We start from the raw sequence: 21,443 nt of genomic DNA on the forward strand, positions 1-21,443 counted from the left end.
CACCACGCCATCCTGGCGCTCAGTCGGCTGGCCGCCCGACAGCGGCCGAACCGTTGTGTGGTTGTCGTGCGATCACGCCGCCCCGAGTGGCGCCTCCGGCGCGGCGTCGGGCGCGGCCGGGCTGCCACCGAACGAGTCGCTGCTGTTGAAGGAGTCGTCGGCGGTGAACGAGTCCTCGGTGTTGAACGAATCGTCGGTGTTGAACGAGTCCTCGTTCTCGATCGAGTTGTCGGTCGACTGGTCGTTGAACGAGTCGTTGGTGGACTGATCGTTGAAGGAGTCCTGGGTGCTGGCGGAGTTGCCACCGGAGGCCAGCGACGAGTCCTCGATCTGGGAGTCGGTGGTGTTCTGCTGGCTGCCGCCACCGAAGTTGATGTTGATTGGCCCCAGCGCGCCACCGGCGCCACCGCTGGCGTCCCCGCCGGTGCCGGCACCACCGGCGCCGCTGCCACCGACGGCGCTGCCGCCGGCGCCACCGTCGCCACCGGCCCCGCCCTCGCCGTCGCCTTCGCCCCTGCCTTCGCCGTCGCCGCGCAGCCCGACCCCGACGCCGGCGCCGACCCCGGCCCCGGTCCCGCCGTCGCCGGCGTTGCCGCCGTCGGCGTCGGCGCTGCCGCCGGTGCCACCGGCTCCACCGGTGCCACTGGCGTTGCCGCCAGCGGCGCCGCTGGTGTCGATGTCGAACTGGGCGGCCTGGTTGTTGTCCCCGACGACGGCCTTGTCCACGTCGTCGGCGACGATGCCGGTGTTGTCGCCCAGCACCGTCCGGTCGACGTCGCCGTCGGCGATCACTCCGGTGTTGAGCCCGGTGTTGACCACGCCGTCGATGTCGTCGCCGGCGGTGACCGCGTTGTCGCCGGTGTTGCCCACCACGTCGCCGGACTCCGAGTTGCCGAGGAACGCCCCGTCACCGGTCGCCCCGAGCACGTCGCCGTCACCGGTGCCGATCACCGCACCGTCACCCGCGGTGACCTTGTCGCCGTCGACGAACTCCAGCGACGAGTTGTCACCGGTGACGCCGAACGCGTCGTCGCCGGCGGCCACCGACCCGCCGGTCGCGGCGACCTGGTCGCCGTCGCCCTGCTGAGCCACCGCACCGTCACCGACAGCCGCGTTGACGTCACCGTCGCCGGTGTTGGCGACGTTGCCGTCGCCAGCCTGGTTCAGGTTCGTCGAGTCGATCTCGAGGTCACCGTCGACCTCGCCGTCCACGTCGACGTCGACCGAGTTGTCGATGTCGGTGGAGTTGTCGGTGAAGCTCTGCGAGTTGTCGGTGAAGTTCTGGGTGGTGAAGTTCTGGGTGACCGTGGTGACCTGCTGCACCGCCGCAGGGGTCGGCACGTTGACCGCGCCGCCCCCGAATCCGCCGCCCCCGCCCCCGCCACCAGCGGCGCCGCCCCCGAAGCTGCCGCCCCCGCCAGCACCGCCACCGGTACCCCCGCCGGCAAAGCTGCCGCCGCCGCCCCCGCCGGCGAAGCTGCCCCCGCCGCCGCCCCCGAAGCCGCCGCCCCCACCGCCGGAGAATCCGTCGTTGCTGCCGAACGCGGCGTCGTTGACGACCTGGTCGATGTCGACGGAGTTGAGCGTCTCGGCGTCGATGTCGTTGGCGGCGAACGCCCCGGCCGGGTCGTCGAGGAACTTGGCGGTCTCCGCCTCGCTGCTGAACACCTTCTCGAACATTGCCTGGATCTTCTCGATGATCAGCGGGGTGATCTCTACGGCGGCCATGACGTCTCCTCAGAAGAAAGTTGGGTCCTGCGCTGATCGGCTGGACAGGTACAAGCGTGCGGGTCGCCACCGGTGCCCCGCATCGGGGCTTCCCCCCTGCCAGGTTCCGGGGGCTAGGGGGTGTGGCCAACCGCAGGTCGGCTAACCGACAGGTTATGCCTCCGCCGGCAGCAGGCTGCGCAGCGTGGCGATCAGTTCGGCCCGGTTGGTGGCACCCAGTTTGGCTCGGATCCGGGCCACGTGGTGCTCGACTGTCTTGGGAGACAGGAAAAGTTGCGTCCCGATCTCACGGTGGGTGCGACCGGCCAACACCAACCGTGCTACTTCCACCTCCCGGTCCGACAGGCCACCACGGGAGGCGTCCGGCTGTGTGTCGTTCGCAGCAACCTCCACCCTGGACAGGTCCCGGGCCCGCTCCAGCAGCCGGCGGGCGGCCGATGCGTCGGTGGTACGGATGGCCGCGTGCCCGATCAACCTCGACGACTCCCAGGGCAGCTCGGCCGCGGCGAGGTCGGCGGCGTCGCTCAGAACGGCGTCCGCGTCGACCTCGCCGGTGAGTGTGTCCGCCCACCGGGCGGCGGCGCGACACTGTGCCTGCTGCCGTTGTCCGTCCGGATCGATCGCACCGAGCCGGGCCGCTGCGGCGGCGGCAGCGGCCGCGTCCTCGCCGACGACGGCTATCTGCAGCCGGATCCAGCCGATCGAGACGGCCCAGGCGGCCGGTCGACCGAGCCGGTCGACGATGCCGTCCAACTCGTCGATGACCGGCGTGATCCGCTGATGGTGGCGTAGCCGGGCGGCCGCGACCAGCAACTCCTCGACCACCTCCACCTGGAACAGATCCACCGCCCGCCGGGCCAGCACCGGGTCGGCGACCGCCCACGCCGTACGCAACTGGGCGATGTCCCCGCTGCGCCGGGCGATGCCGGCGGCGAGACCGGCGTACATCAGCCGTTCGCGGCCGGGTAGCGCGGTGTCGTCGAGGCGGCGCAGCTCAGCCAGCGCGGTGTCGTACCGGCCGGTCCGCATCCGGGCCCAGGCCAACAGCAGACGATGCCGGTTCACCGCCACCGGCCCGCCGATCCCGCTCGTCAGGGCCCGCCCCAGCAGGTACTCGGCGGAGGAAACATCCCCTGCGGTCACCGCCACCAGCGCGCCGAGCGCGTGTGGCAGGTCGGGCACCGCGACGGCCGGCGGGGTCTGCTCGAAACTCTCGGCCGCCTCGATCATCAGCGGCAGGGCCTCGCCCGGGTCGCCGACCGTCAGCGACGCCTCGGCCAGCCGCCGCAACGGCAGCGGTGCCTGGCCGGTGGCCCCCGTTCGCGCCGATTCGGGTTGGCCGGTGGCCATCAACGCCGCGACGGCCAGCACCGGACCGGGATCGCCGGCGCCGACCAGCGCCGTGGCGGCCCGGCCGGCCCGGCCGTCGTAGGCGGCGGCGGCACCGGCGACCATCGCGAGCCGGGCCGCGTCGGACGGTGCGGCGGCGGGGCCGTCCAGGTCGACCGGCAAGCCGAGCAGCGTCGCGGCTTCGGCTCGGCCTGCGGCCACCAGGGTCGGGTCGGCACCGGCGTCGAGGGCATCGTCGTACCAGGACAGTGCGGCGCCGGGGTCGGTGAACCGGAGCTGGTCGGCGGCCTGCCGGTAGACGTCGGCGGCGGTCGGTGTCCGGGCCCGCGCGGCGCGTAGCTGCGCGGCGGCGCGGACCGGTTCCGCGCCGGTGGCCAGCAGCGCCCGCGCCACGGTCTCGTGCAGTCGCCGCCGCTCCGACGCGGACAGGTCGGCCAGCAACGCGCGGGCGACCGCCGGGATCATCTGTTCGCCGTCGGGTGTCAGGAGTCCCATGTCGCGCAGGGCACGCATCCCGGCCGCCGTCTGCGTCAGGTCCAGGCCGGCCGCGGCGCAGACCACGTCGTCGGTGAGTCCGAGTCCGAGCGCGAGGACCGCAGCCAGCGCCGCCGGGCTGTCGCCCGGCCCGGTGATCCGACGTTGCAGCCGGGCGACCAGCGCCGGCGGTGTGCCGTCCGGGTCGGCCGCGACCGCGACCGCGACGGCGGCCAGACCGGCCGAGGCAGTCTGGACCGCCGCCAGGTGTCGCGCTGTCGGCGGCTCGCCGAGCGCGGTGGCCACCAGCGCGGCCAGCGCGTCCGGGTCGAGCGGGCCGAGCTGTTCGACCACACCCGCGGCGGCGACCGCCTCATCCAGGTCCGCCAGCTCCGGCCGGTCGATGGTGGGTCTTCGGGCGACCACCATCGCCGTGCCGTCCCGGGCGGCGACGGCCAGCGCCCGCAGCACCTGCGGCGTCAATCGGTGGGCGTCGTCGACGACGACGACGGCACCCTCGGCCCGGGCCTGCGCGAGGCAGCCGGTGAGATCGTCGGCGATCGCCGGCGTCACGCGTACGACCGGTCGGTCGGCGGCCGCGGCGATCTCGCCGAGCCGATGCGTCCGCCCGGCACCGTCCACACCCACCACGACAGTCACCCGTGCAGCCCCTCCTCGCCCCGCATCGGTCCGGTAGTCTACGGGTGGCACCGGTGGCCGCCGCATGGCCTGACACCGTACGCGTGTACCGTGTGCTGCGGCGCATCGACTGCGCCTCGATTGTCGGATGCCGAGCAGACGCTCGGCTTGAGCCGCGGAAGCATCTCTGCCGGGGGGCTGCACGACCAGCCGGAAGTACGCTGGTCGGCAGGTGGCCGGGATGTCTGCGTGTCCTGTCGACGGCACAGCCGTCGTGGAAATGACAGCAGGGCACACTCAAGCAGACCAGGAAGCAGCGGCGTGAGGATGTGGAGTCCGAGTTGGTCCGGATCCGCTTACGCAGGCAGCGGTCACAGGAGGTGACCGGATGAGCCTGATCACCCGTACGCGCGGCGTACTCAACCAAGCCATCGAAGTCTATCGCGCAACGCCGTACGAGCGTCGGCTGACCGCCGTCGCCGGACGGCTCGACGAACCGTTGCGGGTCGCCATCGCCGGTCGGATCAAGGCCGGTAAGTCGACGTTGCTCAACGCCCTGGTCGGTGACCGGTTGGCGCCCACCGACGCCGGGGAGTGCACCCGCATCGTCACCTGGTACCAGGACGGGCACACCTACCGGGTGCTCGCCCTGCCCGCCGAGGGTGAGCCGCGTCAACTGCGGTTCAGCCGCGACGAGGGCGCCATCGAGGTGGACCTCGGTGACCTGGCCGTGGACGACGTGGCCCAACTGGTGGTCACCTGGCCGTCACAGGCGTTACGTACCGTGACGTTGATCGACACCCCGGGCATCGGATCCTTGTCCGAGCAGACCTCGCAGCGGTCCTGGGATCTACTCGTCCCGGACGACGAGGAGACCCCCGCCGACGCGGTCGTCTACCTGATGCGTCACCTGCACGCCAACGATGTCGAGTTCCTGCGGGCCTTCCACGACGTCGAGGTGTCGCGACCCAACCCAGTGAACGCCATCGGCATTCTGTCGCGGGCCGACGAGATCGGTGTCGGCCGCCTCGACGCGATGGCGTCGGCGCGGCGGATCGCGCAGCGGATGAGCGGCGACGCGAACATCCGGCGGCTGGTGCAGTCCGTCGTACCCGTCGCCGGGCTGCTGGCCGAGACCGCGGCGACCCTCACCGAATCGGAGGTCGCGCAGCTACGACGGGTCGCCGAGCTGCCGGTGGCTCAGGCTGAGCAGCTGCTGCTCTCCGCTGACCGCTTCCTGCAGAACATGCCGGAACTCGGCCTGACCACGATCGAACGGGAGGCGCTGCTGGGCCGGTTCGGCCTGTTCGGCGTCCGACTCTCCGCCGCCATGCTGCGGCACAATCCGGCCACCACCGCGACCGAGCTGTCCCAGGAGTTGACCGAGCGCAGCGGGCTAGCTCAGCTGCGGGAGGTCCTCGGCTCGCTGTTCTTCGAGCGCCGGGACGTGCTCAAGTCCAGATCCGCGCTGCTCGCCCTGGCCGATGTGACCCGGGTCTGCGTCCGGCCCGGTAGCGAGCAGGTGGCCGGCGCGGTCGAGGAGATCATCGCGTCCGCGCATCCGTTCAACGAGCTGCGCGTGCTCTCCAGCCTGCGTTCCGGCTGGGTCACCGGAAAACCCGAGGTCGTCGCCGAGTTGGAGCAGCTGATCGGCGGCGCGGGTGCCGCGGTCCACCAGCGGCTGCGGTTGCCGGCCGACGCGTCAGCCGCCGAGTTGGCCGCGGGCGCCGCCGATGCGCTGACCCGCTGGCAGCGCCGGGCCGAGAGCCCGATGACCTCGTACGAGATGTCGATGGCCGCCCGGGTGGCGGTCCGGTCATGTGAGGGCATGATCGCCGAACAACGGCGGCCCTGGTGAGCGCCTCTCCGTGGCTCGGCGAGCAGGCCAGCCGAGCTGGGGCTACTCGCGTCACACCGCTACCTTCAGCCGAAGCGACCCGACCGCACGGTCTCAGCCAGACCTGCGGCCGGCCCAATAGAGCCTGGCCCTAGCTGTCTCCACGAACTCATCGGAGCATTCACGATGTACGCACTTGGCATAGACCTCGGAACAACGTTCACTGCGGCGGCGGTCTGGCGGGACGGTCGGGTGGAGACCGTTTCGCTCGGCGGACGCAGCTCCGCGATCCCGTCGGTGGTGTTGCTGCGTCAGGACGAGACGTTTCTGACCGGTGAGGCCGCGCACCGCCGCGGGCTCTCCGAGCCGCAGCGGGTGGCCCGCGAGTTCAAACGACGACTGGGTGACACCACCCCGATCCTGCTCGGCGGGGTGCCGCAGTCGGCCGAAGCGCTGATGTCCCGCCTGCTCCGTTCGGTGGTGGAGGAAGTGGCCCGCCGCGAAGGCGGCTTCCCCGGCTCGATCTGCGTCTCCCACCCCGCGAACTGGGGTCCGTACAAGATGGACCTGCTCCGCCAGGCGGTGCGGATGGCGAACCTCGACCTGCCGGTCAGCTACACCTCCGAGCCGGAGGGGGCGGCGGTCAACTACGCGGAGCAGTTGCGCATCGAGCCCGGTGCCGTGGTAGCGGTGTACGACCTGGGCGGCGGCACCTTCGACGCGGCGGTGCTGCGCAAGACCCCGACCGGGTTCGAGATCCTGGGCCAGCCGGAGGGCATCGAACGGCTCGGCGGCATCGACTTCGACGCGGCCGTGTTCAACCATGTCCGGGCGGCACTCGGCGGCAAGCTCGAAGAGCTCGACGAGGACGATCCGGCGGCGATCGCCGCGGTTGCCCGGCTGCGCGACGAGTGCATCCAGGCCAAGGAAGCACTGTCGTCCGACACCGACACCTCCATCCCGGTGCTGCTGCCCAACATCTCCACGGAGATCCGGCTGACCCGCTCCGAGCTCGAGGCGATGGTCCGGCCGGTGCTGCACGGCTCGATCGAGGCACTGCACCGTGCGGTCCGGTCCGCCGGCTGCTCGCCGGAGCAACTGCACTCGGTACTGCTGGTCGGTGGTTCGTCGCGGATGCCGATCGTCTCCCAGCTGGTCGGCTCCGAGTTGGGCCGGCCGGTGGCGGTCGACGCGCACCCCAAGTACTCGGTCTCGCTCGGGGCAGCCTGGCTGGCCGCTCTCGGGCTGCCGGGACAGGCCAGGACGGGTGGACAGCCACCCGCGCCGGCGCCGCCGGCCATGTCGGCGTCGCACGGCATGGCAGGTACACCCGCAGCGTCGCCGACCACGGCGACGTACCGTGTTCCACCCACGGGATCGGCTTCTGTTCCGGTGCCCCCGTCGGGGGCGTACGTCGGTACCGAGGGCACACCGACTGCTGTCGGCGGCGCTGCCGGGCGCACGAACCTCGGGGCCACCTACTCGTCGCGTACCGAGCAGGTCGGTGCGGCCGAGTCGGTGGCACCTGACTACTCCGCGACCGACCCGTCGCGGGGGTCGTCGGCGAAACGCGGGCGGGGCCCGTTGATCGTGGCCGCCGCGGTGCTGGTGGTGCTGCTGGCCGGCGCTGGGGTGACCTACGCGTTGACCAGCGGCGGACAGGGCACCGAGGTTCAGCAACCGGTGGGCCAGGGTATCGGCGACCAGGCGCAGGGCGCGGGAACGGACCTTGACCAGCCGACTCCGGACGACGAGGTGGAAGCCGTCCCCGAGGTGCCGGCCGACGAGCAGTGCACGGACGAGATCAAGAGCAACTGGACCTGGGTCTGCCTCACCTCGGCCAGAGTCGCCGGTGGCGAGCTGACCGTCGAGTACGACGCGGAGTTCGGCGGCAACCGACCGTCCGTCAACGGCGGATGGCACCTGCACATCTACGGCAGCGACGGCACCAACCCGCCGGACGACATCATGGGTAGCCACGTGCCCCAGAACCAGCAGGGATTCTGGTACGTCGAGGCCAACCAGCCGTCGGTGGTCTCGACCAACGACCCGGCGTTCATCAACGCTGTCGGCGACAAGCCGAAGGTGTGTGCCCGGATCGCGAACTCCGCCCACGAGCTGGCAAGGCACGACAACGGCAGCTACACCACCGGCAACTGCGTCAAGATCAGGTGGGAGTAACCACCGATTGTGAGGTCTCGGCGGCGGTGCCCAGGGCATTCTCGTGCCACGGGCACCGCCGCTTCGGCCCCCGCTACGTCGGCCGACGCCGCCGGGCCGGCGGGTTGTCAGGCTGAGTCGGCGGTCGTCACGCTGGGCTCGGGTCGGTCGCCGTACAGCCGTCCCTCGGTGGCCTTGACCGACGCGACCAGGACGAACGACAGGGTCACCAGCAGTGACCAGGAGCCGAACTTGCTGGCGTGCACGAACGTCCAGACGTGCTGCTGATCCGGGTACGTCCAGGCACCGAGGAACGTCGCGATGTTCTCGGCGACCCACAGGAAGAACCCGATCAGCACGAACGCCAGCGCCAACGGCATCCGCAGCCGGGCGTCATCGACGGTGAAGTGCACCCAGGTACGCCGGAGCGCGATCAGCAGCAGCGCGGCCAGCACCCAGCGGGCGTCGGGCAGGTAGTGGTGGGTGAAGAAGTTGGCGTAGACGGCGACCGCCAGCACGGTCACCACAACGGCCGGGTACGCGGTGACCCGCAGGTCGAAGCGGCGCCACGCCTGGCAGATTTACGAGCCGACCGCCGCGTACATGAACCCGGAGTAGAGCGGGACGCCGGCTATCTTGGTGAGCGCTTCCTCCGGGTACGACCAGGACCCGACCTGCACCTTGAACAGCTCCAAGGCCAGCCCGACCAGGTGGAAGCCGGCGATGACGGCGACCTCGCGGCCGGTCTCCCAGCCGACCAGCCACAGGCCGATCGTCAGGGCGACCATGCAGATCAGCAGGGCGTCGTAGCGGGGAATCGGTAGCGGCACGACCGAGGTCAGGGCCAGGCAGGTGAAGACCGCGACCGCGAAGCCGCACGACTTCGCCTCGACCCAGCCGAAACGTAGGAGCAGGGCGGCCCGTCGCCGCAGGTCCGCACCGATCCACACCGCCGTCGCCATGCCAGCCATGATTCAGTACGTGCACACGCCGCGTCATCCCTTGCGGCGCCTAGCTGTCGGACCCGGACGACCGCGACCCCGTCACTTGAAGATGCCTACATCGCACTGGTTGACCAGGGCCGGGAGGGTGTGAATCCGTGAACACCACGACACCGATGACCGAGCTCTACTGTTGCTCGCCTCACTCGTACGGGACTTCCAGCGGTTGATGGTCTTGATCAGCCTGCTCGGGCCCTGCAAACCGCGCTCGGCTTGCTGGCCGCCGCACCCGCTCACGGCGCTCAACGCGGGATGCAGTCGGCGTGGAGGTCAGTTCCGGCCGGCGCGGAGCAGACCTGTGTCGGTGTCGCGTTCGTCGACGCCGACCGAACCGAGCTGCATGAAACGCCGGAGCGCGTGCTCGACGGTCGCCCCGACGGGCGCGGCCGCCCTTTGTGTTCGCAGTACCGGTCGAGCCGGGCGTCGGTGATCCGGCTCGATCAGCATGCCTCGATGATTGCGACCCTGTCCCACGGCAACTCCGTACCCTCAGGCGTGGTCTGTCCCACACGGTCCGGCTCCACTCTATCGTTGCCGACGGTGATCGTCGAAAGGTGCGGGGGGGAAAAGGTGCACGGGTGACCCGAAGACCGTCGCCGTGACCGGCGTCCGGCTGGCCCTCTGGCAGAAGGCACCCGCTCTCACCTGCGGTTTCATTGCTCCAGTCAGGATGGTTGTGCGGAGGAGGGCGGGCGACTGACGCTCTGTCACGGCTGCTTGACGGGTGTCGGTGTCCGCTTACTTCATGACCTGCCACGCCTACTCAGGGTAACTGTGGATAGGTGGTGTCGCCGGTGGCCCGAGGAGGCGGGCGCGGTCGGATGGTGAACAGTGAACGTGGCTCAGGTCCGGTAGCGTCAGAGTGGTCCCGTACATGGTCCGATGGGGAGGGTGCTGGCGTGAGTTCGGTCGAAGAGGTCAAGGCGGGGGTTGCCCGGTTCGGTGACGAGGTCGGTCAGCAGGTGGGGGCGATCCGGGCGAGCGCGGAGGCGCTGAGCGGCAGCGGGGCCGCATTGCGGGCGATCACCAGCGGTTCGAGCCACTCGCAGGTGGCCGAGACCATCGCCAAGGTGGAGCAGGCGAAGCAGAAGCTGGCCGAGGCGGCGGCGCTGGCGCAGAGCGCGATCGAGTCGAGCCGTGGGTACGCGGCCAGCTTCTGAACCAGTGGCCCCGGACGCACCACCGACCCTCGATGAGCTGCTGGCGACAGCGGTGCGGGCGACCGCGCGCGGTGCGGAGCTGATGCGGACCCGTGATCCGGGGCAGTTGGCCGGCAAGGGCGACCGGGACTACGCCTCCGAGGTGGACCTGGCGGTGGAGCGGGACCTGCGCGCGTTCCTCGCCGACGCCACGCCGCACATCGGGTTCCTCGGCGAGGAGGAGGGCAGCACCGGTGGGGCAGTCGGCACCGGTGGGGCAGGCGGTGGCGAGCAGTGGGTGCTGGACCCGATCGACGGTACGGTCAACTTCGCCCACGGCGTACCGCTGTGTGGGGTGTCGCTGGCCCTGGTCCGGGACCGGCGTCCCGTGGTCGGCGTGGTCGAGTTGCCGTTCCTGGCCAGCCGGTACACGGCGACCGCCGGTCGCGGGGCGTACCGCGACGGCCGGCCGATCCGCATCCGGGGCGCCGATCGGCTGCCCGACGCGCTGGTCAACCTCGGTGACTACGCGGTCGGCGAGGACGCCGAGGAGCGCAACGCGCCCCGGTTCGCCCTCGCGGCCGGGATCGCGCGCACCGCGCTGCGGGTGCGGATGCTCGGCTCGGCCGCGATCGATCTGGTCTGGGTCGCCGAGGGGCGGGCCGACGTGTCGATCGCGCTGTCGAACAAGCCGTGGGACATGGCCGCCGGCACGTTGATAGCCCGGGAGGCGGGGGCGGCGGTCGTCGACGTCGACGGTACGCCGCACACCCTGGACTCGTCGGCGACGATCGCCGCGCCGACACCGCTGCTCGACGAGGTCCTGGCCGTGGTGGCAGCGGCGGTCGGCAGCTGAGGACCGACAGGTGTGGGTGGTGACCGTTGGGGAAGGAGTACAGCCGGGGAAGACGACAGAAAGCGACATTCGGGACGAGGGGGCGAAATGATCACCAAGATCGGGCAGGAAGGCAATGTGCTCGGCTACGAGGTGGCCGGCAAGCTGACCGAGCAGGAGCACCAGGACCTGTATCGCGAGTTGCGGGAGATGATCGCCGAGTACGGGTCGATCTCGGTACTCGGCCGGTTGCCCGACGACGAGCTGCCGGGGATGCAGTTGGCCGCCATCGACGACCGGCTACGTTTCGCCAGGGACCACCTGACCGACATCGACCGGACGGCGGTGGTCGGCGGCACGCGTACCGCCGAATGGGTGACCCGGGCTTGCGACACGTTGACGCCGATCGAGATCCGGCACTTCGACGCCGGCGCAGAGTCGCAGGCGTGGGACTGGCTGCGGCGGGCCCGCCCGGTGTGACGTCCGGCCGGCTCCTCGACGCCTGGCTGTTGGTGCGAGTGTCGGTGGCGATCGGTGCGGGCTTGCTCACACCCTGGGACGAGCGGGTGTCCGGGGCGGGTGCCGCCCGTACACTCGCTGGGAAACACAACTCAATACCTCATCCAGAGGGGCAGAGGGACACGGCCCGACGAAGCCCCGGCAACCACCGCGCACAACTCGACCAGGCGACCCGTACGCGTCGTCAGCTGAGGTAGGGCGTGGCAGGTGCCAATTCCGTCCCCGTCGCAACGTGCGGCGCTGGGGAAGATGAGAGGACTGCCTCGCATGACGTCGCTGATCAGCGCAACCACCACCAGCAATGATTCCGCTACCGTGAGTTCGGCCAGCCCGGCGCGGGCACTGGTCTGCAGGGGCTGCGGTGCCGAGTATCCACTCGCCGCGCAGCACGCCTGTTACGAGTGTTTCGGGCCGCTGGAGGTCTCCTACGACCCGGCGGCTCTCGCCCGCGTCACCCGCGCCGACATCGAGGCGGGCCCGGCAAACATCTGGCGGTACGCGCCGCTGCTGCCCGCCGGTCAGGACCCGGCCACCCGGGTCAGCCTGGATCCCGGCTTCACCCCGCTGATCTCGGCCAACGCGCTCGCCGAGGAGCTCGGCATCCGGGCGCCGCTGTGGGTCAAGGACGACAGCGCCAACCCGACCCACTCGTTCAAGGACCGGGTTGTCTCGGTCGCCCTCACCGCCGCCCGTACGCTCGGCTTCACCCGCTTCGCCTGCGCCTCCACCGGCAACCTGGCCAACTCGGTGGCCGCGCACGCCGCTCGGGCCGGTGTGCCGTCGATCGTCTTCATTCCCGGTGACCTGGAGCCTGGCAAGATCATTACTACCGCGGTGTACGGCGGGGAACTCGTCGCGATCGACGGCTCCTACGACGACGTGAACCGGCTCTGCAGCGAGCTGGTGGAGACCGACGAGTTCGAGGACACCGCTTTCGTCAACGTCAACGTGCGGCCGTACTACGCGGAGGGGTCCAAGACCCTCGGCTACGAGGTGGCCGAGCAGCTCGGCTGGCGGATCCCCGAGCAGGTGGTGATCCCGATGGCCAGCGGTGAGCTGCTTACCAAGGTCGACAAGGCGTTCAGCGAGCTGGTCGAGATCGGCCTGGTGGAGGCACCGGCGAACGGCTGGCGGGTGTTCGGCGCGCAGTCGGCCGGCTGCAACCCGATCGCCACCGCCCTGCACCGCGACACCGACACGATCGTGCCGGTGAAGCCGACCGGGATCGCCAAGTCGCTCAACATCGGTGACCCGGCGGCCGGCCTGTACGCCCTGGAGGCGGTCCGCCGTACCGGCGGGTGGATGGACTACGCCGACGACGCCGAGATCCGCGACGGGATCCGGCTGCTGGCCCGGACCACCGGGGTCTTCGCCGAGACCGCCGGCGGGGTGACCGCCGCTGTGCTGAAGAAGTTGGTCGCCGCGGGTCGGCTCGACCCGACCGCGGAGACGGTCGTCTACAACACCGGCGAAGGGCTGAAGACGATCGACGCCGTTGCCGGCCTGGTCGGCCCGACGCACCGGGTAAAGCCGTCGTTGCGTTCGGTTCGTGAAGCCGGCCTGCTCGGCTGACCTTCTACCAGCACACTGTCCTCTGTTTCGGCCGGTCGGCGTAGCCGAGCGGCCGATGTGCTGTGTGCGGTCTGTAGTCGGAGTTTTGCCATAGGTTGAGAAAACACGCCGGTGGGGTCTTGACGACTGCACTTGCACCGCGCAGGATGCTCCGTGCGGGAGGACGACTCGCCGTAAGGGCCCCGACAGAGCTTGGCAACAATCTCACCCCGGGTCCCAACGACCGACGACGCCGGAGGCGCCGTGCGAGCGTCCTCCCGACCAAATGTCCGCAGTGGCGGTCGACGCGAAACCAGGTCGCCGTCAGTGGCCGCCGGCCACGGTCGGCTGTCGGTAAATCGGTCGCGCGGCTCATCCCGCACCGGCACTCTCGACAGCATGGACATCACCATCGCCCCGCTCGACCCCGCCGATCCGACCACCGTCGATCAGGCATACGGGATCAAAGCTGCCTCGGTTCACGTGCCGGACATGCCCTCCCGCCGCCAGTGGTTCGACGCCACGATCGGGTCCACGCGACGGAACGTGCGGACCGAGTTCGCCCTCGCGTACCTCGACGGCACTCCGGTCGGCCTGGTAAAGATCGAGTACCCGCTGCTGGACAACCTGGACAACGCCGGCCTGGACATCCAGGTGCTGCCGGAGTACCGGCGGCGTGGCGTGGGGCGGGCACTGTACGCGTACGCGGTGGCGCGGGTACGCGACGCCGGCCGGACCCGGATCATGGGGCACTCGGCGGACACCATGCCGGGCGGGGTGACCCGGGATCCGGCGCCGACCGCCTTCGCGCAGTCGCTGGGCGCCAAGTCCGCGCTGGTCGACGTCCGGCGCCGGCTCGACATCGGCACGGTCGACGACGCCGCCCTCGACGCGCTGCTGGCCGAGAGCTGGCAACGGGCCGCCGGCTACGAACTGCTCTACTGGACCGGCAGCGTGCCCGACGAGCACATCGACGACATCGCCTACCTCGACGGCCGGCTGATCACCGACGCGCCAATGGGTGACCTGGAATGGGAGGCCGAGCAGGTCGACGCCGCCCGGATCCGCGAGTCCGAGGCGTTCCGTCGCGCTCAAGGCGTCCGGGGCTACCACGTCGTCGCCCGGCACGTCGACAGCGGGCGGATCGCCGCCTGGACCCACATCACCTGTCCGGTCGAGCCCGACTGGCACGCCATTCAGCAGATCACCATCGTCGATCCGGATCATCGCGGCCACCGGCTCGGGCTGATCGTCAAGATCGAGAACCTGCGGCTGATCCTGCGGCACGAACCGACGCTGCGGGTAATCGACACGTGGAACGCCGACAGCAACCGTCACATGATCGCCATCAACGAGGCGGTGGGCTACCGCGCCGTCGACATCTGGCAGAACTGGCAGCAGACGATCTGAGTCACCGCCACGGCAGCCGGACCGGACACCTCGATCGGGGCTCGGGTCTAGCCGACGGCCCCGGTCGGTCGGGCATGATGGCTGGCATGACGGAGACCCCGCACCCCCTGTACGTCAGGCACGCCGACACCCTGGCCCGTGCGCTGACCGCGATCACCGAACGTGCCTACTGGTCGGCGTACCCCGAGTCGCCGAGCCCACGGATCTACGGCGAACACGCCGCCGCGCAGGGCGAGGCAGCGTTTCGCGCGTACCTCGGAAAGGACTTCCCCCTCGACCAGGCCACCGCCACCGCCACCGGTGGCCCGGTGGTGACCGAGCGCAGCCCGTTCGGCCTCGAACTCGGCGTACGGTACCCGCGCGCCGACCCCGACCAGCTGATCGACGCCGCCCGGGCGGCACTGCCCGACTGGCGTGACGCCGGCCCGCGCACCCGCGCCGGAGTCTGCCTGGAGATCCTCGCCCGGCTGCACGCCAACGCCTTCGAGCTGGCCAACGCGGTGCAGTTCACCACCGGTCAGGCGTTCGTGATGGCGTTCCAGGCCGGCACCGCGCACGCCTTCGACCGCGCGCTGGAAGCCGTCGCCTACGCGTACGCGGAGATGACCCGCCACCCCGGGACCGCTGGCTGGGAGAAGCCGGCCGGTCGGGGCGAACCGCTGCGGATGACCAAGACGTTCCATGTGGTGCCGCGCGGTGTCGCGCTGGTGATCGGCTGCCGCACCTTCCCGACCTGGAACTCCTACCCGGGGCTGTTCGCCTCCCTGGTCACCGGCAACCCGGTGCTGATCAAACCGCACCCGGGCGCGGTGCTGCCGCTGGCGATCACCGTCCGCTACGCCCGGCAGGTGCTCGCCGAGGCCGGCTTCGACCCGAACCTGGTGCAGCTCGCCGCAGAGGCACCGGACGACCGGTTGGCCACCGTCCTCGCCGGCCGTCCCGAGGTACGGATCATCGACTTCACCGGCTCCACCGAGTACGGCGACTGGTTGGAGGCCAACGCCCGCCACGCCAACGTCTACACCGAGAAGGCCGGCGTCAACACGATCATCGTCGACTCCACGGCGGACTTCGCGGGGATGTGCCGCAACATCGCCTTCTCCCTGTCGCTCTACAGCGGACAGATGTGCACCACTCCGCAGAACATCCTGGTGCCGGCCACCGGCATCGACACCGACCAGGGGCACCGCAGCGTCGACGAGGTGGCCGCCGGCATCGCCGCCGCGATCGGCAAGCTGACCGGCGACCCGGCCCGGGCGGTCGAGGTCATCGGCGCCATCGTCGACGACCGGGTGCTGGCCAGGCTCGCCGAGGCCGCCAAGCTGGGCGAGCCGGTGCTGGAGTCCCACGAGGTCGCCCACCCGGCCTACCCGGACGCGGTGGTGCGTACCCCGCTGCTGGCCAAGCTGGACGCGGCGGCCGACGACGTCTACGGCCGGGAGTGGTTCGGGCCGATCTCCTTCGTCGTGGCCACCGAGTCGACCGCGCAGAGCATCGAACTGTTCCGGCGTACGGTCGGTGCCTGCGGTGCGTTGACCGCCGGCGTGTACGCCACCGACGAGCAGGTGCTGGCCGCCGTCGAAGCGGCAGCCCTGGACGTCGGCGTGCACCTGTCGGCGAACCTCACCGGCGGGGTTTTCGTCAACCAGTCGGCGGCGTTCTCCGACTTTCATGCCAGCGGCGCCAACGCGGCGGCCAATTCGGCGCTTACCGACAGTGCGTACGTCGCCAACCGGTTCCGGATCGTCCAGTCCCGCCGACACGTCTGACACCACCGCGTGTCCTGGTGACCGGTCCGGTCCGGTCCGGCCCGGTCCGGCCCGGTCCGGTCCGGCCCGGTGACCGGTGACCGGTCACCGGTGACCGGTCACCGGGACAGCGTGCGGACCGCCTCGGCGACGGTGGCGGCCGCCGCCGCCGCGAAGTCGAAGTCGAGCGTGTCGATGGTGTCGCTCGGCCGGTGGTAGTGCGGATTGCGGAAGTTCGCGGTGTCGCTGACCATGACCGCCGGCCAGCCGGCCGCCCAGTACGGGACGTGATCGCTGCGGGCGCCGTCACCGGAGTGCTGGCGGGGGACCGGCAGCGGCACCACCGGCAGGGCGGGCTCCTGGATCCAGCCGGCCGCCTGCAACGCTGCCAACCAGTGGGTCGACTCGATGCTGCCGATGGCGCAGACGAAGTCACCACGGTCCAGGCCGGCCACGCCGCCGAGAGCATCGCCCATCTCGGCCGGGATCCGTTGGGTGCCGGGGCGGGAATCCCGGTAGGCGATCATTTCCAGCACGATTGCCCCGGCGACCCGTACGCCGTCGGCACCCAGCCGCGCGACGTGCGCCCGGCTGCCGGTGAACGGCTCGTCGTCCTCCTCGCCGCCGAAGACGCAGAAGCGGGGCGAGCGGGCCGGCGCATCGACGGCCAGCAGCCGGGCGATCTCCAATAGGCCGGCCACGCCGCTGGCGTTGTCGTCGGCGCCGGGCGTCCCGGCGACCGTGTCCCAGTGTGCGCCGACCTCCACGATCGGCGCGTCGACCGGCCGGCCGAGGTCGGCGATCAGGTTCACCTCGTGCGCCGCGTTGCCGTACCGCTCGACGGCCACCCGGTAGCCGGAATCCGTCAGGTGGCCGATGAGGTGGTCGAGCACCGGCCCGATCGCCGTGGGGTTGTCGCGGTGCCGGGGCCCGTGCCTGGTCAGCTCGACCACATGGTCACGCAGCGCCGCAGGATCGATTTTCGTCACCCGATCCTGTGTAGCAACCCGTGGCCACCTCCGGGCCACCTCGACCGGTCAGTCGGCGTCCGTCGGCCGGTAGTGGAACCAGTCGAAGTCGGCGCTGCCGGCGATGACGTACATGCCGATCACCCGCCCGGTGAAACCCGCCGCGATCTCCGTGGACAGGTAACGCCCGTCGAGTTCGGCGAGGACCACCGGGCCCGCGTCGGTGGCCAGCTCGAAGCTGACGGTGTCGCTGCCGGCCGGCCGTACCCCGAACGGCGCCCCAGGCGCGGCGGCCTCGGCGGCGGAGGTCACCGTCGGTGGCAGCAAATCATGGGTACGGGTGGCGATCGTCAGGGTGACGCCGCCGGCCGGCACCGGCTGCTCGCCGAAGACCTGACGGAACGGCCCCACCCGGCCCAGGACCCGGGCCACGCCGCCGTGGACCTCGAAATCGTAGTGGTGGGCCTCGTCGATGCGCAGGGTCAACCCGGCCCGTCCGGTACCGGGGTCGAGGCGGACACTCGCCCGGCAGTCGTGGTGCTGCTGGCGGTACGCCACGACGGTGGCACCGCTGCGGTCCAGGGTCGTGCCGGTGGCGTGCAGGGTGAGCCAGCCGGGCCGGTCGGTCAGCGACCAGCTCGCTGGCGGGCGCTCGCGGATCGACAGCCAGCAGTGCGCCAGCCGGGTGTCGTCGAAGTCGTCGCCGAAGCCGCCCGGGTCGGCGCCGCCGGTCGGGGCTGGCTGGGCGGCCAGGGCCGGTGGGGTGCCGGTGGGGGCGACCATGGTCTGTTCGACCGGGTCGACGACCGGCCAGCCGTCCACCCACCGCACCGGCAGCAGGAAGGTCTCCCGGCCGAGCACGTGGTACGGCGGCCACTGGCCCTTGGCGCGGATGCCGAGCAGGATCATCCACCAGCTGCCGTCGGCGGCCTGGACCAGATCGGCGTGGCCGGTTGCCTGCACCGGCCGGTTGGTGCTCCGGTGGGTGAGGAACGGGTTGTCCGGGCCGGGCTCGAACGGGCCCCGGATGCTGCGGGACCGGGCGATCGAGACGGCGTGCCCGGTGTGCGTGCCGCCCTCGGAGACCAGCAGGTACCACCAGCCGTCGATCCGGTACAGGTGCGGTGCCTCGGGGTACTGCCCGCCGGTGCCCGACCACATCGGCAGCGGACCTTCGTGGACCGCGCCGCTCGTCGGATCGATGCGGTACGACTCGACGCCGGAGACGGTCAGCCAGCAGTCGCCGTTGTCGTCCCAGGTCAGCGACGGATCGACGTGTGGCAGGTCGATGTGGACCGGGTCCGACCACGGCCCGGCCGGGTCGGTCGCGGTGACGATCAGGTGCCGGCCGATCGAGACGTTGGTGGTGACGACCCAGAACCGGCCGTCGTGGTGGCGGATGGTCGGCGCGAAGACGCCATGTGAGGCGGGCGTGTCGGCCGGCAGCTCCAGCTGCCCGGGGCGGTCGAGTACGTTGCCGATCTGCCGCCAGTCGACCAGGTCCCGGCTGTGGAAGATCGGTACGCCGGGGAAGTACTCGAAGCTCGAACAGACCAGGTAGTAGTCCTCGCCGACCCGGCAGACGCTGGGGTCGGGGTGGAAGCCGGCGACGACCGGGTTGCGGTAGGTGTGCGCTTCGGCGGGGTGGGTCGCGCTCACAGTAGACAGGCGCCTTTCGGTCAGGCTCGCCGGCGCATCTGCAGCTCGGTGAGGGTCGGCAGCGTGGGATGTGGCAGGCGTACGCCGGTGTCGACGAAACCGAGCCGCTGGTACGCGCGTACCGCCCGGTCGTTGCCGACCACCACCTCGAGCAGCAGCTCCGGGCGGCCGGCCGCCCGCGACCAGTCGGCCACCGCGTCGATCAGTCCGGCGAGCAGTTTCTGGCCGCGCCAGGCCGGACTGACATAGATGGCGAACAGTACGGTCGTCGCCGGGTCGTCGGCGGCGACGTGGGCACCGGCGTGCGCCACGAATTGCCCGCCCGCACGCCGTTCGGACCGTCCCGGGCGGTCCGCAGCCGGCTCGGCAGCCGGCTCGGCGACGAACTGGGCCAGCAGACTCCCGGTCGAAGCCCGGGCGATCCGCTCGGCGTACTCGTGATGGGGTCGGGCCGCCGCGTCGGCGAGCCGCTCCAGGAACGCCAGCGGCGAGTCGGCCAGCATCTCCAGCCGCAGCGCCCGCATCCGGGCCGCGTCCGCCGGCTGCACGCGCCGTACCGTCGGGGTGGGGGTCTCCATCCCGGTATGCCTACCGTTGTCTGGTGCGGTCGACAACCGCGATCCCGAGATCCGTACCGACTCAGGCGACCAGCAGCAGGGCCGCGCCCACCTGCCGGCAAAATTCGACGCCGTGGTCGAGCCCGTGTTCGCCGGGGTAGCGGGCGAGCGCTCCGATCACCCAGTGCTCGCCGATCGCCAGGCAGCTGACGTGCCACTGCTGGTCCTCGTCGCGCAGCAGCCAGCCGTTCTTGATGGCGATGGTGGCGGCGTACTCGGGGGTCAGGGTGTCCCGTGGGCCGAAGTCGCCTTCGCCGCGGACGGCGCGCATCTCGGCGAGCAGCCAGGGAGTCCACTGCTCGCCGGCGGCCCGACCGTCGGCGAGGCATCGGCCGAGCCGGGTAAGGTCCCGGGCCGAGGTGAGGGTGTTGCTCCAGCGGTGGTCGACCGGGGCGGTGTCGGTCAGTCCGCAGACCCGCACCATCCGCTCCAGGGACTCCCGTCCGCCGACCCGTTCGTAGGTCGCGTCGGCACCGGGGTTGTCGCTGTCGCGGATGATGGCGGACAGTTCGGCGAGCTGCGGGGGGCGGGGGAGTTGGCCGCGCTCGTCGGCGCGGCGCAGGTCGTCGGCGGCCAGCCAGGCCTTCACCAGCGACATGGTGTCGCTCTGTGCGTTGAGGTTCGCCGATCCGGTCAGCAGCCCGGTCCGGCGGTTCATCGCCGCCCAGGAGAAGAATCCGTCGGTGGGCACCGGGACCACGGCGTCGCGCAGCAGAACAATGCGCTGGTCGCCGTCGGAGATCGTCCAGCCAGGTTGCCGTGGTGGTGGCAGGCCGACGTCGCCGGGCAGCCAGCTGACGAACGCCAACAGCACGATGAGCAACCCCAGGGCGGCGATCGGTGGGTGGCGTTGCCCGGCCCGGCGGTGCTGGCGCCGGGGCGCGGAGCGGTCCGGCCGGCGGGTGGCCCGGCCGCCGGCCGCGCGGTGGCGTCCGGATTTCACGTTCTGCGGTGTACGGGACACACGTGGTCAACGAAACGTGATGCCCGGGAGACTTGACCGTGGCCTAATGTCCCTATTTGGGGTAGTGCGGCGGGGTGCGGCCTCGTGTAGCGTGCGAATCTGGCTGCTGTACTCGGGCGCCCGCACGGATGGTCCGATCGGTGGCTCCGGCCAGGCGAACACGCCTTGCCTGGGGGCCGGCAGAGGCCCGGCACGACAGATGTGAGGAAGTGCACCGTGGCACAGGGCACCGTGAAGTGGTTCAACAGCGAGAAGGGCTACGGTTTCATCGCGGTCGACGGGGGTGAGGACGTCTTCGTCCACTTCTCCGCCATCGAGATGGACGGCTACAAGGCGCTCGACGACGGGCAGCGCGTCGAGTTCGAGATCGGTCAGGGGCAGAAGGGTCCGCAGGCGGAGCGGGTCCGGGTCGTCGGCTGACCCCGCCGGTACGGGCTGGTCGGTCGGCAAGCCGACCCCCGCACCCCTCAGGTCGGCCGTAGCAAGCCTCAAGGCGTCGGTTCTCCGTACGGAGCCCGGTGCCTTCCATCGTCTCCGGTCGTCGTCCGGTGCTCGGCTCCGGTCGTCGTCCCGTGCTCGGCTGGCCCTCGTTTCGTGCTCCGTCGACGCGGTCGCCCGGTCCTCCCGCCCGCCGTCCAGCCCCGGATCAACCCGGCGGCAAGGCGCCATTCGCTTGCACTCGACAGGGGAGAGTGCTAAACAAGGATTGGCACTCGCCAACCGGGAGTGCCAATGGTCGGGGCGGTGGGGTCACCGCCGTGGTTCCCTCCCGGGAGCCACGGAGATGGCCGGTCGTCGCGGGCTATCCGGCCCGGCCGGCGGACGTCACTGTCGCCAGGTAGTG

General features: G+C 71.0%; 15 protein-coding genes, 1 pseudogene and 1 riboswitch. Of the genes and pseudogenes, 9 read left to right on the forward strand and 7 right to left on the reverse strand.

All coding sequences use genetic code 11. The features are described 5' to 3' along the window. Nucleotides 1-72: 72 nt before the first annotated feature. A complete protein-coding gene (locus ACFHVL_RS13895) occupies nt 73-1,728 on the reverse strand; it encodes a hypothetical protein (protein ID WP_416628147.1) in 1,656 nt (551 codons plus the stop codon). A 153-nt stretch (nt 1,729-1,881) separates the two neighbouring features. Beyond that, nucleotides 1,882-4,278 (reverse strand): LuxR C-terminal-related transcriptional regulator, encoded by a 2,397-nt coding sequence (locus tag ACFHVL_RS13900; RefSeq protein WP_416628149.1) that lies wholly within the window; start codon nt 4,276-4,278, stop codon nt 1,882-1,884. 301 nt (nt 4,279-4,579) lie between these two features. On the opposite strand from ACFHVL_RS13900, the gene ACFHVL_RS13905 reads away from it, so the two are divergent. Further along, nucleotides 4,580-6,049, forward strand: coding sequence for a dynamin family protein (locus tag ACFHVL_RS13905; RefSeq protein WP_416628150.1), 1,470 nt, complete (start codon nt 4,580-4,582; stop codon nt 6,047-6,049). 165 nt (nt 6,050-6,214) lie between these two features. Continuing rightward, the gene (locus tag ACFHVL_RS13910; RefSeq protein WP_416628151.1) at nt 6,215-8,209 is read left to right on the forward strand and encodes an Hsp70 family protein; all 1,995 of its coding nucleotides are present in this window, start codon (nt 6,215-6,217) and stop codon (nt 8,207-8,209) included. Between the two features lie 107 nt (nt 8,210-8,316). Here ACFHVL_RS13910 and ACFHVL_RS13915 read toward each other — a convergent pair. Beyond that, nucleotides 8,317-9,159, reverse strand: a pseudogene (locus ACFHVL_RS13915) (DUF817 domain-containing protein). A gap of 929 nt (nt 9,160-10,088) precedes the next feature. Between ACFHVL_RS13915 and ACFHVL_RS13920 the strand changes: the two are divergent. The 6 genes from ACFHVL_RS13920 to paaN all read left to right on the forward strand — a co-directional run bounded on the left by ACFHVL_RS13920 (nt 10,089) and on the right by paaN (nt 16,412). Continuing rightward, nucleotides 10,089-10,349, forward strand: a complete 261-nt coding sequence (locus ACFHVL_RS13920) for a hypothetical protein (protein ID WP_416628153.1) — start codon at nt 10,089-10,091, stop codon at nt 10,347-10,349. A 4-nt stretch (nt 10,350-10,353) separates the two neighbouring features. Beyond that, nucleotides 10,354-11,184, forward strand: coding sequence for an inositol monophosphatase family protein (locus ACFHVL_RS13925; protein ID WP_416628155.1), 831 nt, complete (start codon nt 10,354-10,356; stop codon nt 11,182-11,184). 87 nt (nt 11,185-11,271) lie between these two features. Further along, nucleotides 11,272-11,643 carry an STAS/SEC14 domain-containing protein gene (locus tag ACFHVL_RS13930; protein ID WP_416628156.1) on the forward strand — a complete coding sequence of 124 codons (372 nt, stop codon included), beginning with the start codon at nt 11,272-11,274 and terminating at the stop codon, nt 11,641-11,643. Between the two features lie 136 nt (nt 11,644-11,779). Continuing rightward, nucleotides 11,780-11,938: riboswitch (SAM riboswitch) on the forward strand. An 11-nt stretch (nt 11,939-11,949) separates the two neighbouring features. Beyond that, the gene (thrC, locus tag ACFHVL_RS13935; protein ID WP_416628157.1) at nt 11,950-13,254 is read left to right on the forward strand and encodes a threonine synthase; all 1,305 of its coding nucleotides are present in this window, start codon (nt 11,950-11,952) and stop codon (nt 13,252-13,254) included. A gap of 378 nt (nt 13,255-13,632) precedes the next feature. Continuing rightward, on the forward strand, nt 13,633-14,643 hold the full coding sequence (locus ACFHVL_RS13940) for a GNAT family N-acetyltransferase (RefSeq protein ID WP_416628158.1): 1,011 nt from the start codon (nt 13,633-13,635) through the stop codon (nt 14,641-14,643). Nucleotides 14,644-14,729: 86 nt separating this feature from the next. Next, nucleotides 14,730-16,412 (forward strand): phenylacetic acid degradation protein PaaN, encoded by a 1,683-nt coding sequence (gene paaN / locus ACFHVL_RS13945; protein WP_416628160.1) that lies wholly within the window; start codon nt 14,730-14,732, stop codon nt 16,410-16,412. A 98-nt stretch (nt 16,413-16,510) separates the two neighbouring features. Here the strand turns inward: paaN and ACFHVL_RS13950 are convergent, their stop codons facing one another. The 4 genes from ACFHVL_RS13950 to ACFHVL_RS13965 all read right to left on the reverse strand — a co-directional run bounded on the left by ACFHVL_RS13950 (nt 16,511) and on the right by ACFHVL_RS13965 (nt 20,578). Beyond that, nucleotides 16,511-17,380, reverse strand: coding sequence for a M28 family peptidase (locus ACFHVL_RS13950; protein ID WP_416628161.1), 870 nt, complete (start codon nt 17,378-17,380; stop codon nt 16,511-16,513). A gap of 48 nt (nt 17,381-17,428) precedes the next feature. Then, nucleotides 17,429-19,018, reverse strand: coding sequence for a glycoside hydrolase family 43 protein (locus ACFHVL_RS13955; RefSeq protein WP_416628162.1), 1,590 nt, complete (start codon nt 19,016-19,018; stop codon nt 17,429-17,431). A 20-nt stretch (nt 19,019-19,038) separates the two neighbouring features. After that, entirely contained in the window at nt 19,039-19,596 is a 558-nt protein-coding gene (locus ACFHVL_RS13960; RefSeq protein WP_416628164.1) for a GNAT family N-acetyltransferase, read from the reverse strand. Between the two features lie 61 nt (nt 19,597-19,657). Next, nucleotides 19,658-20,578, reverse strand: coding sequence for a serine hydrolase (locus ACFHVL_RS13965; RefSeq protein ID WP_416628165.1), 921 nt, complete (start codon nt 20,576-20,578; stop codon nt 19,658-19,660). A gap of 237 nt (nt 20,579-20,815) precedes the next feature. Here ACFHVL_RS13965 and ACFHVL_RS13970 point away from each other — a divergent pair, with 237 nt between their 5' ends. Beyond that, the gene (locus ACFHVL_RS13970) at nt 20,816-21,019 is read left to right on the forward strand and encodes a cold-shock protein (protein WP_416628167.1); all 204 of its coding nucleotides are present in this window, start codon (nt 20,816-20,818) and stop codon (nt 21,017-21,019) included. Nucleotides 21,020-21,443 lie beyond the last annotated feature (424 nt).

The organism is Micromonospora sp. LOL_023, assembly GCF_048060115.1.
Classification (GTDB): Bacteria; Actinomycetota; Actinomycetes; order Mycobacteriales; family Micromonosporaceae; genus Micromonospora_E.

Excerpts from the sequence above, each read along its gene's own strand:
- ACFHVL_RS13930 (WP_416628156.1), top strand. The coding sequence starts at position 11,272 with ATGATCACCAAGATCGGGCAGGAAGGCAATGTGCTCGGCTACGAGGTG.
- ACFHVL_RS13940 (WP_416628158.1), top strand. The coding sequence starts at position 13,633 with ATGGACATCACCATCGCCCCGCTCGACCCCGCCGATCCGACCACCGTC.
- thrC (WP_416628157.1), top strand. The coding sequence starts at position 11,950 with ATGACGTCGCTGATCAGCGCAACCACCACCAGCAATGATTCCGCTACC.
- paaN (WP_416628160.1), top strand. The coding sequence starts at position 14,730 with ATGACGGAGACCCCGCACCCCCTGTACGTCAGGCACGCCGACACCCTG.
- ACFHVL_RS13900 (WP_416628149.1), bottom strand. The coding sequence starts at position 4,278 with ATGCGGCGGCCACCGGTGCCACCCGTAGACTACCGGACCGATGCGGGG.
- ACFHVL_RS13910 (WP_416628151.1), top strand. The coding sequence starts at position 6,215 with ATGTACGCACTTGGCATAGACCTCGGAACAACGTTCACTGCGGCGGCG.
- ACFHVL_RS13960 (WP_416628164.1), bottom strand. The coding sequence starts at position 19,596 with ATGGAGACCCCCACCCCGACGGTACGGCGCGTGCAGCCGGCGGACGCG.
- ACFHVL_RS13895 (WP_416628147.1), bottom strand. The coding sequence starts at position 1,728 with ATGGCCGCCGTAGAGATCACCCCGCTGATCATCGAGAAGATCCAGGCA.
- ACFHVL_RS13905 (WP_416628150.1), top strand. The coding sequence starts at position 4,580 with ATGAGCCTGATCACCCGTACGCGCGGCGTACTCAACCAAGCCATCGAA.